The organism is Saccharopolyspora antiqui, assembly GCF_052246905.1.
GTDB lineage: Bacteria > Actinomycetota > Actinomycetes > Mycobacteriales > Pseudonocardiaceae > Saccharopolyspora.
Genome location: NZ_JBQQBO010000018.1, coordinates 1 through 11,836 on the forward strand (window position 1 = coordinate 1; position 11,836 = coordinate 11,836).

Genomic DNA, 11,836 nt, shown 5'->3' on the forward strand with positions numbered 1-11,836 from the left:
GGGCGTTTGCGCGCCAAAGCGCCCACCCCCTCCGAGGCGGTCGGCCCGACACAGCCATTTCGAGGACAGGCACTCAGACGGCGTCTCGGTCCGGGATCCCGACATCATGTGTTCCGTCGAGGCAGGCATCCCCGGGAACGCCAGTGGGCACAGTCCGAGAACCCGCGGCGGCGCCGGTCGCGAGGGTGGGCCAAGCGGCTGCGCCGCTTCAAAAAACAACAAGTTCTGACGAACGCCGAACCCAGTTAGGAGTGAGCGCATGTCATCCGATGACCAGCTGCGGGTGCTGCCGTCGCCGTCGATCCCGCCGGAGATGGCGATCGCGGCGGTGCCCGAGGACGACCGGGTGTGGGTGCCGCAGGCACCGGACGTCTGGTTCCGGCCGCTGATGTTCAACACCGTGGTCGGCCAGTGGTGCAACCTGTTGTGGGTGACCAAGTCCGGCATCGTGTCGCGGCACCGCCACCCGGGCGCGGTGCACGGCTACGTGATCAAGGGCAAGTGGCACTACTACGAACACCCGTGGGTCGCCGAGACCGGGCACTACGTCTACGAGCCGCCGGGGGAGATCCACACCCTCGCGGTTCCCGACGATTGCGACGAAATGATCACGTTCTTCAACATCTCCGGTGCGATGATCTACCTTGACGAGGCCGGTCACCAGGTGGGTTACGAAGACGTGTTCACCAAGATCGAGATGTGCCGCGCGCACTACGAGAAGGTTGGACTCGGCGGCGATTTCGTCGACCAGTTCGTGCGTTGAGCCACCGCCGGGCCGCCCCGAGGTGGCCCGGCGCCTCGTGATCGGCTAGCTGTCCCGAACAGGCTGGCAAGCCACGAACGAGGGTGCCCAGATGGCCGAGCGCTATGAAGCGATCCCGTCCGATCCGGCGAAGGCGTTTCCCGACAAGTACATCCCGCCGCCGCAGGTGCGCGACTTGCCGGAGCCGCCCGCGAACCAGTGGCGCCTGATCGGCCCAGGCGTGGTCGCCGCAGGGGTCGGCCTGGCCAGCGGCGAGTTCATCCTGTTCCCGTACATCACCTCGCAGGTCGGCCTGGCGTTCGTCTGGGCGGCCCTGCTCGGGTTGCTGACGCAGTACTTCCTGAACATGGAGATCGAGCGGTACACCCTGGCCACCGGGGAAACCGCGGTCACCGGCTTCAGCAGGCTGTGGAAGCACTGGGGCCTGGTGTTCGCGATCATGGCCTACTTCGCGAACATCTGGCCGGCCTGGGCGACCAGTTCGGCGACGCTGGTGACCTACGTGGTCGGCGGCAACGTCGCGGTGGTCTCCGTGGTGATCCTCGTGATCGTGGCGCTGATCCTGACCCTGGCGCCCGCCGTCTACACCGCGCTGGAACGAGCGCAGATGGTCAAGGTCGCAGCCATCCTGCTGCTCATCCTGATCGGTTCGCTGTTCGTCCTCGGCGCCAACACCTGGGCGGCGCTGCCCAGCATCGTCACCCAGCCGCGATTCCCCGCCGCCGAACTCGGGTTCGCCGTGCTGATGGGCGCGCTGGCCTTCGCCGGGGCCGGTGGTGGGCAGAACCTGGTGCAGAGCAACTGGATCCGCGACAAGGGATTCGGCATGGGCCGCTACATCCCGAAGATCGTTTCGCCGCTGACCGGCGAAATGGAGGCCCGCGGCCAGGCCGGGTTCATCTTCCCGGCCACCGAGGAGAACCTGACCCGCTGGCGGGCGTGGTGGCGGTTCGCCAACAAGGAGCAGGGGCTCACCTTCGTCGCCATCACCTTCCTGTCCATCATGTTCATGTCCCTGCTGGCCTACGCCACCGTCTTCGGCGAGGACGTGTCCAACGACGTGTCGTTCCTGCGGGTCGAGGGCGAGCGGATGATGGCGATGGCCGGGGGCTGGTTCGGCTACTTCTTCTGGGTCATCGGCGCGTTCTCGCTGTTCGCGGCGGCCCTGGGCGTCGTCGACTACACCAGTCGGTTGGCCGCCGACGTGCTGAAGACGACCTACTTCCCGAACGTCTCCGAGAGCAAGATGTACGCCGCGCTGGTGTGGGGCCTGGTGGTCATCGGCGCTGTGGTGGTCGCCGCCGGACTGGGTCAGCCGTTGCTGCTGGCCACCATCGCGGCCTGCGTCGGCGGGGTGATGATGTTCATCTACTCCGGCCTGCTGATCGCCATCAACCGCAAGATGCTGCCCAGCGCGATCCGGGTCCGCGGGTACCGGTTGGCGGCGCTGGTCTGGTCGATCCTGCTGTTCGGGGTGCTCGCGGTGCTGACGGTGCAGCAGCAGCTGGACAAGCTGTTCGGCTGACCGGGAGCCTGCTGCCATCATCTGTCCGACCAACGGCGATCGGACGGATGGCGGACATGAGAGCACCCAGCGCGCGGCGGGCCACGAGGTGGTGGCGGTGAAGGCCAACGAGGCTTACCGCTACCGCCTCGACTGGTTCGTCAGCTTCGTCTCCGTGGTGGAACACGGCGGTTTCTCGGCTGCCGCGCACGCGCTGTACCGGTCGCAGTCGCGGATCAGCACCCATGTCGCGGAGCTGGAACGAGCGTTGGGCGTGCGGCTGTTCGACCGCTCGCAGCACCCGGTGGCGCTCACCGCCGACGGCCGTGCACTGCTGTCGCACGCCCGCGGCATCCTGCGGCACCTGCAGGCCGCCACCGAGGAGGCCGGGCACGCTGCTCAGCGGGTGCGCGGCCGGGTGCGCCTGGGTGCCTATCCGAGCGCGGCGGCGCACCTGTTCCCGTTCCTGTTCGAGTGCAGTGCGCAGCGGTTCCCGGGTATCGAGCTGGTGCCGTGGGAGGGCGCGACGCTTGAGCTGGAGGCGGCGCTGATCTCCGGCGACGTCGACCTGGCGATCCGCCCGGTGCTGCCGGTGACGGCCAGCGAGACTCTGACCTTCCAGCCGTTGTGGCGGGAGCCGCTGGTGGCGGTGGTGCCGGGCGGCGACTCGTCGGCGGGTGCCCTGCGACTGGCGGAGTTGGCGGCGAAGCCGCTGATCACGATAGGGGAGAACACCGATCGCGCGAACGACCACTTCGAGGCGAACCTGGTGTTCGAACAGGCGGGCCTGGTGCCCAACGTCATCTTCCGCACCAACCAGCCGCAAACCCTGGTGGCCCTGGTGCGCAAGGGGATCGCGGTGGGCGTGACCAACGCGCTGGCGATGGTCATGGCGAACACCGCGGGAGTCCGCCTGGTCCCGATCAGCGACGTGACCCAGGGCCGCGAGGTAGCGCTGTGGTGGCGGAAGGACCGAACCCCGACGAAGGCCCAAGAAGCCATCCAAACCCTGGTAACCGAAGCCCCACCCCCAGACTTCACCCAACTAACCCCCTAACCGGGGTCGCGGGCGCCGAAGTCGCGCTGCGGCTCCAGCCAGGTGGGCGGAAGCCTCCGGCCGCTTGGGTCGGAGGCCCCGCCGGGCCGGGGGTTCGGAGGCTCCACGTGCCAGCGCGGGGCGCCCGGTCGGCACTTACTACGGTAGCGCTCAAGTCAGCTTCGCGGGACTTCCCCAGCCGCCGCCACCTGGGGTTTCGATGCGGACTCGGTCGCCTCGGCGCAGCGGCCAGGTGCCCTTGGCCGATAGGTTCCGCTCGGTGCCGTCCGCCTGGATCAGGATGTTGCGGCCCACCGCGCCCGGCTGGCCGCCCTGGGCGCCCCACGGTGCGTGGTAGCGGCGTTCGGACTGGATGGTGAGGGTGCAGTCCGCGAGTGCCTCGATCTCGCGCACCAGGCCGTCGCCGCCCGGATGCCGCCCGTCGCCGCCAGAGGACGGGCGGAGTTCGTAGCGCCACACCCGCAGCGGGTAGTCGAGTTCCACCGCCTCCGCCGGGGTGTTCTGGGTGTTGGTCATGCCGGTGTGCACGCCGGACATGCCGGAGCGCGTCGGGGTGCCGCCCTCGCCGCCGCCGAGCGTCTCGTAGTAGCTGAAGGCCGGGTCGCTGCCGCCGATGAGCAGGTTGTTCATGGTGCCCTGGCTCGCCGCCGGGACGCGCTCGGGGATCGCCTGGGCGAACGCGCCGAGCAGCACGTCCACGATGCGCTGGCTGGTCTCGACGTTGCCCGCCGCGGTCGGGGCCGGGAACGTCGGGTTCACCACCGTGCCCTCCGGTGCTTCGACGTGCAGCGACCGGTAGCACCCGGCGTTGGGCGGCGCGTCCGGATCGGTGAGCATCCGGAAGACGAACATCGACGCCGACAGGGTCACCGCGAACACCGCGTTGCAGTTCACCGGGATCTGCCGGGCGCTGCCGTCGAAGTCGACCACCACTTCGTCGCCGGACACCGTCACCGCCGCCCGGATCGCCACCCCGTCGCCGATCTCCAGCACGTCCTCGTTGCGGTAGCAGCCGTCGGGTATTTCGCGGATCGCCGCGCGCACCCGGCGGTCGGAGTAGTCGCACACCGCGGCCATCGCCGCGCGCAGCCGCTGCGAGCCCATCCGACCGGCCAGTTCGCGCATCCGCACCGCGCCGACGTGGTTGGCCGCGAACTGGGCCCGCAGGTCGCCGCGGCGTTCTCCCGGGGTCCGGGAGTTGGCCGCGATCAACCGGACCACGTCTTCGCGCTCGCCGCTGGCGTCGGCGATGCGGATCGGCGGGATCCGGACGCCTTCCATCGCGATCTCGGTGGCCGACGCGGGCATCGAGCCGGGTGCGGCACCGGCGACGTCGGAGTGGTGGGCGCGGTTGGCCACGTAACCGAGCAGTCGGCCGCCGTAGCCGACGGCGGCGACGATCGTCAGATCCGGCAGGTGGGTGCCGCCCAGGTACGGGTCGTTGACGCAGACCTGCTCGCCCGGTTCGAGCCGCCCGAAGGTGTCCAGCACGGCGCGGACGCTGGCGGGCATCGCGCCCAGGTGCACCGGGATGTGCTCGGCCTGCGCGACCATCTCGCCGTCGGCGTCGAACACCGCGGCCGAGCAGTCGGCGCGTTCCTTGATGTTGGGGGAGTAGGCGGCGCGGCGCAGGGCCACGCCCATCTCGTCGGCGACTCCGGCCAGGGCGTGGCGGAATACCTCCAGTTCGACCGCGGACAGCTCCGTCATGTCAGGCGCACCACCAGGTTCCCGGATTCGTCCACTGTGGCCAGTTCGTCGGCGGCCAGCAGGGTCGTGGTGTCCGGCTGCTCGATCAGCGCCGGACCGGCGACTTCTTCACCCGACCGCAGCGCCGCCCGCGACACGATCCGCGCCCGCACCATCCGGTCGCCGATGCCGATCTCGCGGTCCGGCTTGCGTTCCGGCTGCCCCTGGTCCCAATCCTTCGGTGGTTCCGGCAGGATCGGCTCGCCCTGCGCGATGACCCGCAACGTGACCACCTCCACCTCCTCGTCCCGCATGGCGTACCCGTACGACTCGCGGTGCGCGGTGTGCAGCAGTTCGGCGATGTCGGCTTGTTCCGCGACGTCGATCCGCAGCTCGTGGGATTGGCCCGCATAGCGCACATCGGCCACCTTGGACAGTGAGATCTCCGTCGTGACCCCTTGTTTTTCCAGTTCGCGATGGGCCTCGGTGGCCAGTTCGAGCCAGGCCGAGGACAGGTCCTCGGTGGCATCCGCCAGCACCGTTCGGGACGTCTCGAAGCGCGGTGGCGCCAGCAGCAGCCCGAGCGCGCTGAGCACACCGGGCGCGGGCGGCACCACCACGGCCGGGCAGCCGAGCTCCCGGGCCAGCGCGGTCGCGTGCAGCGGCCCCGCACCGCCGTAGGCGACCAGGGCCAACCCGGCGGGGTCGACACCGCGTTCGGTGCTGACCTTGCGCAGCGCCCGCGCCATCGTCGCCCGGACCACCGACAGCACTCCGGCGGCGGATTCCGGCAGCGCGGCCAGCGCGCGGTGGGCGGCGTCGGCGTCCAGCCGCAGGCCGCCGCCGAGCTCGCGGGCCGGATCCAGGTGTCCCAGCGCGCAGTGCGCGTCGGTCACCGTGGGCTGCTCGCCGCCGAGGCCGTAGCAGGCGGGGCCGGGATCGGCCCCGGCCGAATGCGGACCGACCCGCAGGGCTCCGCCGGTGTCCACCCACGCGATCGATCCGCCACCGGCGCCCACGGTGTGTATCCCGACGGCCGGGGTGCGAAACGGCAGCCCGGCGATCTCCGACGACGTGGACACCTCCGGACGGCCCTCGCGGATCAGGCACACATCGGTGGACGTGCCGCCCATGTCGAAGGCGATCGCATCGCCGAAACCGGCGGAGCGCGCGACCGCTCCGGCCGCCACCACACCGGCGGCCGGGCCGGACAGCAGCGTGTGCACCGGTGCCGTGGCGGCGAAGTCCACGCCCGCGGTCCCGCCGCTGGAGGTCATCACGGTGATCGTCGGTTCGGGCAACCGGGAGGTCAGATTGGACAGGTAGCGGCGCATCACCGGCTCGATGGCCGCGTTGAGCACGCAGGTCGACGCGCGCTCGAACTCCCGGAACTCCGGCAGCAGCGCGCTGGAGCGGGTGATCGGCACCCCCAGGTCGGCCAGCGCCGCGCACAGTCGACGTTCGTGGTCGTCGCAGGCGTACGAGAACAGCAGGCTCACCGCGATCGACTCCGGCTCCAGGCGCCGGACCGCGGCCACCACCCGGTCGATCTCGGCGTCGGTGAGCGCGATGATCGCCTCGCCCTGCGGGCTCATCCGCTCGGCGACGGTGACCACCTGCTCGTGCGGGACCAGCGGATCCGGCCTGGTCGCGGTCAGGTCGTAGAGCGCGGGCCGGTTCTGCCGGGCGATCTGCAGGATGTCGGTGAACCCGTCGGTGGTGACGAACGCGGTGCGGGCGATCTTGCGTTCCAGCACGGCGTTGGTGGCGGTGGTGCTGCCGTGCGGCAGCAGGCGGAGCGGGCCGCCGGGCAGGCTCTCGGTGACCCCGCGCTGCACCCCTTCGGCCTGGTTGGCCGGGGTGGTCGGCACCTTGACGGCCTTCGGCCGGTGCCCGGGGGCGTGCACGACGACGTCGGTGAACGTGCCTCCGACGTCCACCCCGGCACACGCTTCGGCTTGCCCCGACATTCCCGTCACCCGAGGCCCATCATCGCGCAGCCGGGCAAACCCGGCAGTCCGCTCGACCGGGCAGCGATCTGCGCCCGATCGCATGTCAGCTACTGCATACGGCTGATCTCGACCGATCGCCTTCCCCCGACGGTGCGGATGCTCTAGGTTGCTGCCGTTGATCTTTGGCGAGGGGGAAGCTTGGCCTGGCAGCCCCGCGTTGCGGTGCAGATCGTGTCGTCCCAGGTACGGGTTACCGCATCAGATGCCGATGACGATGGATGCGGCCTGCGCAGGGCGCTGAAGTCCCGTCTCGGTGCCCGGGTGGAAGCGACGAACTGGCGGCTCCGGAAGGGTCCGTTCGGACTCGACCCCTTCGTGCGCGCGCTTGGGTCCGTGCACACCGAGCTCCGTCGTGGTCGGCCCCTGGACGAGGCCTTGGCGGCCGCAACCGGGGCTTTGGGGCAGGTGCACGACGGGTTGCGCTGTTTCGTCGAGCACGCGTTGCAGCAGTACTTCGACTACCACGAGTCGCGCGAGCAGGAATTGGGCCCGCTGCGCTATCTCGGCGTGTGGACGGTCGTTCCGCTCAAGCAGAACGCGCGGCTCGGCGCGTGGGGGCCGATGTACGAGTCGGCCGCCGGTGATCGGGAGATCCGGCGCCTGCGGATGGGCCGGGCCCGCGACGAGCTGACGCCGTGGGCGAGCATCGCGGCCAAGGTCGCGGTGCAGGCCACCGGCGAGGTCGAAGCGCACCGGATTCACGTGGTCGAGTTGGGTTTGGCCGACGGGATCGAGAAACCGCTGCTGACCGGGCTCACTCCGGAGCAGGTCGAGGCCCGGTACGAAGACGGCGGTCGCGACGCCGCCAACGATGTGGTGCTCGGATCGCGGACCGCGCCCGGAGTCGGTTGCGGGGATTGCCAAGCCACCGCGGTCTGCCCGGAACTCGTGCCGGTTCCCGAAGTCCTCCAGCAGGACCACGCGGGTCGGTGGACGCGCTCGATCGCCATGCACGAACTGCTCAGCTACGAGGAGTGCCCCGCCCAGTGGTACCTGCGGTCGGTCGCGAAACTACCGGGCGCCGACGACGGCACCCCGGCGATCCATCGCGGAAATGTGGTGCACGAGTGGCTGAAGCTCGCCCACCGGCGCGAAACGCCCTGCACCGCAGCAGATCTGCCCGAACCCGAGTCCGGACGTCTCGGCTTGGCCGAGGGGGTGCTGAGCCGGGACGACTGCGCGATCGCGCTGCCGTTCCTCAAGGCGCACCTCCAGGTGTGCCCGCTGGCGGAGGCGGCCACCAGCGTCGTCGAGATCGAGCGGAACGTGCACGGATTCGATGCGATCAGCGACGTCGTCGCGGTGGCGAAGCCGGACATGGTGCTGCGTCGCGGCGACACGCTGGTCTTCCACGAGGTCAAGACCACCGAAGCCCGACTACCCGAGACCGATGACGACGCGCGCGAGAAATATCCGGCGGTGGCGATGAATCTGCTGATGCTCCAACACGGTGTGGCGCGGCGGTTCGGCGCGGCGCGCGGCGAGGTGCAGTTGGAGGTCGTGACCCCGCGAGGCGCGCGGATCTTCCGGTACGGCACCGACGACGAACTGGTCATGACCCTGGCCCGCTCGCGAATCCGGAACCTGACCGGTGAGTGGCTGGACGACCGGGAATGGCAGACGCGCCCCGGGGCGCGGTGCAAGCGCTGCTCGGTGCGGCGCTGGTGTCCGGACAGCGCCGCGGATGCGCCGGTCGACGGCGCGCCGTTCTGATCGGCATCGGGACTGACCATGGCAGCGCAAGACGAACCCGGTGCACCGTCCAGGCCGCGCCAGCAGAAGGTGCCACCGGCGCGACCGCGACGACGGCGCAATCCCCGGTTCAGCACGGAAGTTCCCCGGCGCGGCTGGGAAGACGCCGTCTACCACCTGGACACCGGGGTGCTGTTCGCCGCCGCGGTGGATGCGGTGTGCGGTGGTCACGTGATTCGGCATTACCGAGATCGGCTGCACACCACCGACGTGATCGTGACCGAGGTGCGGCACCGGGCGACGAATCCCACGAGCAAGCCGGGGGTGCAGGAGGCGGCCGAGGAAGCCACCCGAATGTTCATCGACAGCGGTGCCGTGTCGGTCGATGAACTGCAACCGGGGGATGTCTGGCAGTTCGAATCGGTCCTGCAACAGCTCCGCCAGCTGGAAGCCGTTCGGACCCGCGAGCCCGCGTCCCCGCAGGTTCGGGAGAAGCACGGGGGCGAAGCGTCGGCCATCGTGTGCTGCCTGCGGGAAATGGCTGGCGGCGCGCGGGTGGTCTTCGCCACCAACGACGGCGGCGCCAGCCGCGTCGCACACAGTCGGCAGGTCCACACCAGGCATTTCGGCCACTTGCTGAACGAACTCGTGTGCACCGCGACGTATCGCGCCGAGGAGGCGTTCGCCCTGTTCGAGCAGGCGAATCGGATAACCGGCGTGCCCGCTGTCGCTCGCCCGCAGGGCGAAGCGGATCTTTCCTGCCAGGCGGCGGCCGACGGTTGCACAGTCTGCGTCGGCTGCTGAGCCCAGAGCTTGTCTTCGAACTTGTTTTGCGTGGCGGTTCGGGTGGCGGAACCTCAGACGCCGTCTCGTCTCCGGGATCCCCGACTCATGTATGTCCGATACACCACGTCGTGGCAGGCCTCGCAGAGAACGCCAGTGGGCAGAGTCTGAGAACCCGCGGCGGTGCCGGTTGCGAGAGTGGGCTAAGCGGCTGCGCCGCTTCAAAATCAAGATCAAAGACAGGTGCTCAGGACGACGGTGCCCAGCCCTGGTCGATCAGGTCGCGCTCCACTGCCGTGACGTCGGGGTCGCCGAGGACATCCGCGACGACCTCGGCGGAAACGAGCCCGTCGCGGTAGGCGTCCAGCGACATGGACAACAGCCAGGGCGATGCGGCGGGCTCGGACTCGTCGGCTCCGGCCGCGCGCCAGTCCTCGCCCAGTCCGGCCAGCTCCATCAAGTCGGTGACCCGTCGCGGATCGTGCGCGAGATGCGTGAAGTCGCGATTGCCGATAGCGCCCCGGAGCGTCCGGATGGCCGCCGCGCGGCTCAGGCCGAAGTGCAGCATGAACCGCGCCAGCGCAACGCGGTCGCCGACGTCCCGCCGCGCCGCGTTCCACCAGTTGCGCACGGCGGCCTCGGGTGCGAGGAACCGCCCGGCGAAGCATTCGGCCCGCCATTCCTGGGCATCGGACTCGTCGACCTCGTCGCCCCGCTCGATGATGACCGTTCGGCGGTCTCGGAAGAGCACGTGCGCCAGTTCGTGCGCGAGGGTGAAGCGTTGCCGGGTCCACCGGTCGCGCGAGCTGATGAGGACCACTGATCGCCAGTCGTCGCCGCATTCGTCGTGCACCGTCATGCCGTGCACGTTCGGCGGAAGCGGCAGCACGACGACCGGAACGCCGATCGATTCGAGGATCTCCGTCAGATCACCGATCGGGGCACCGTCGGCGATGCCGAGGATCGATCGCAGGTTCTGCGCCGTCCGCCGAGCCGCTTCCGGCGGGTACGGCGTGTGGTTGCAGGCCCGGCGTGCCAGCTCGGCCCGTGCGGCTCGGCCCGCGGCTTCCGCGCCGTACCAGGAGGTCAGCAGGCGCAGGCGGTCGAGCAGGCGTTGTGCGTGGCGCAAGTGGACCTGTTCTTCAACATCGAATTCGACGAGTCCGGACCGCAGCGCCACGCCGAGGTTGGCCCGCGGCTCCGTCGCTCCGGTCAGCACGGCCAACGGGATCTCGGTGTGCACCGACAGCCGGGCCAGCTCCGACGTGGTCGGGGCCCGGCGATCGGCCAGCACCTCGGCCAGCCAACCGGTGTGGGGGGTCAGTTCGACGCTGCGGTACACCTCGTCGAGGGCCGTACCGTCTGCCGTCAGCAACTGCCGCAAGCGTTCCCCGCGCATCGGGGAGCCATCCGCGCTCGACATGTTTCCCCCTACATCGCACGCTGCCGACAGGCTAGCGCCCTGGCTTGCCGCCCACCCCAGTTCCAGGCACATCCGCACAGCTACCGACCATTTTAGAACGTGTGTTCGGTCCAGGTGAAGGAAAGTCACCCGTTCGGATCGATGACATGATCTACGGCCGGTTCGCCACCATCCCCGACCCGTTCGGCGCGGAGTTCTCCGTCAACACCCGGCCATCGACCTGATCGTCCACTGAGGACTCACGGCTCGTCGTGAGCGGTAGGTTGCCGCGCACGGTGCGTCCCGAGCTGGCCAGATGATCGATGGCAATCCCTTCGATGCACACCGTTGGTGCAGCTAATTGCGCCGTTCCATGCGCGAGCCGGACAGTTCGTCTCGCGAATTGTTGAGTGCGGGGCTGTTATGCTGAACGAATGGGTGAGCAGGGCGATGGCCGGATCGGGATGGCGGCCGCGCTGGTGCGGTCGGCGTTCTTGGTGGATGCCGTGTACGCCGAGTCGAGTCGGGAGCACGGCATCACGCCGCAGCAGGGACATCTGCTGTGCGTGCTGATGGCGCAGCCGCACGGGATGGGCGAATTGGGCGCGACGCTGGGGCTGGCCAAGTCCAGCATCACCGGCCTGGTGGACCGCACCGAGCGCAACGGTCTGGTCCGCCGCGAACCAGACCCGCGGGACACGCGTTCGGTGCAGGTCGCGCTCACTGCGCAGGGCAGCAGTCTGGCAGCGGAGTTCTACGCCGAGACCTCTCGACGGGTCGAGAAGCTGTCGGCGGGACTCAGTGCCGTCGAGCGGGACGCGCTCGCCGGGTTGCTCGGCCGCGTCGTGCTGGACAACGAGGTTCCGGTGGTCTTCCTGGAACTGAACGAAGGAGCCCCCGCCGCTCGTAGGCGGTAAAAAACGGGATCGCACGT

10 protein-coding genes are annotated in these 11,836 nt (G+C 69.6%); 7 read left to right on the top strand and 3 right to left on the bottom strand.

What is annotated here, in order from left to right; translation table 11 throughout:
• The first annotated feature begins 259 nt into the window (after positions 1-259).
• The 3 genes from ACTWQN_RS25550 (at position 260) to ACTWQN_RS25560 (ending at position 3,324) form a co-directional block, all read left to right on the top strand.
• Positions 260-763, top strand: a complete 504-nt coding sequence (locus ACTWQN_RS25550; RefSeq protein WP_443206102.1) for a 2,4'-dihydroxyacetophenone dioxygenase family protein — start codon at positions 260-262, stop codon at positions 761-763.
• Positions 764-854: 91 nt separating this feature from the next.
• Entirely contained in the window at positions 855-2,288 is a 1,434-nt protein-coding gene (locus ACTWQN_RS25555) for an Nramp family divalent metal transporter (RefSeq protein ID WP_443206103.1), read from the top strand.
• Between the two features lie 97 nt (positions 2,289-2,385).
• Complete coding sequence (locus ACTWQN_RS25560; protein ID WP_443206104.1) at positions 2,386-3,324, top strand: LysR family transcriptional regulator; 939 nt, start codon at positions 2,386-2,388, stop codon at positions 3,322-3,324.
• A gap of 150 nt (positions 3,325-3,474) precedes the next feature.
• On the opposite strand, the gene ACTWQN_RS25565 is transcribed toward ACTWQN_RS25560, so the two are convergent.
• Together ACTWQN_RS25565 and ACTWQN_RS25570 are read right to left on the bottom strand one after the other, a co-directional pair.
• The gene (locus ACTWQN_RS25565) at positions 3,475-5,034 is read right to left on the bottom strand and encodes a hydantoinase B/oxoprolinase family protein (RefSeq protein WP_443206105.1); all 1,560 of its coding nucleotides are present in this window, start codon (positions 5,032-5,034) and stop codon (positions 3,475-3,477) included.
• The gene (locus tag ACTWQN_RS25570; protein WP_443206106.1) at positions 5,031-6,983 is read right to left on the bottom strand and encodes a hydantoinase/oxoprolinase family protein; all 1,953 of its coding nucleotides are present in this window, start codon (positions 6,981-6,983) and stop codon (positions 5,031-5,033) included. The genes ACTWQN_RS25565 and ACTWQN_RS25570 overlap by 4 nt, the downstream gene beginning before the upstream one ends.
• Positions 6,984-7,358: 375 nt before the next feature.
• Between ACTWQN_RS25570 and ACTWQN_RS25575 the strand changes: the two genes are divergently transcribed.
• Both ACTWQN_RS25575 and ACTWQN_RS25580 read left to right on the top strand, forming a co-directional pair.
• Positions 7,359-8,738 carry a PD-(D/E)XK nuclease family protein gene (locus tag ACTWQN_RS25575; protein WP_443206107.1) on the top strand — a complete coding sequence of 460 codons (1,380 nt, stop codon included), beginning with the start codon at positions 7,359-7,361 and terminating at the stop codon, positions 8,736-8,738.
• Positions 8,739-8,756: 18 nt separating this feature from the next.
• Positions 8,757-9,521 (top strand): hypothetical protein, encoded by a 765-nt coding sequence (locus tag ACTWQN_RS25580; RefSeq protein ID WP_443206108.1) that lies wholly within the window; start codon positions 8,757-8,759, stop codon positions 9,519-9,521.
• A 226-nt stretch (positions 9,522-9,747) separates the two neighbouring features.
• Here ACTWQN_RS25580 and ACTWQN_RS25585 read toward each other — a convergent pair whose 3' ends face one another.
• Positions 9,748-10,923 (bottom strand): ImmA/IrrE family metallo-endopeptidase, encoded by a 1,176-nt coding sequence (locus ACTWQN_RS25585; protein ID WP_443206109.1) that lies wholly within the window; start codon positions 10,921-10,923, stop codon positions 9,748-9,750.
• Positions 10,924-11,024: 101 nt separating this feature from the next.
• On the opposite strand from ACTWQN_RS25585, the gene ACTWQN_RS25590 reads away from it, so the two are divergent.
• Positions 11,025-11,147 (top strand): hypothetical protein, encoded by a 123-nt coding sequence (locus ACTWQN_RS25590; protein WP_443206110.1) that lies wholly within the window; start codon positions 11,025-11,027, stop codon positions 11,145-11,147.
• A 189-nt stretch (positions 11,148-11,336) separates the two neighbouring features.
• On the top strand, positions 11,337-11,819 hold the full coding sequence (locus ACTWQN_RS25595; RefSeq protein ID WP_443206111.1) for a MarR family winged helix-turn-helix transcriptional regulator: 483 nt from the start codon (positions 11,337-11,339) through the stop codon (positions 11,817-11,819).
• Positions 11,820-11,836: the final 17 nt, after the last annotated feature.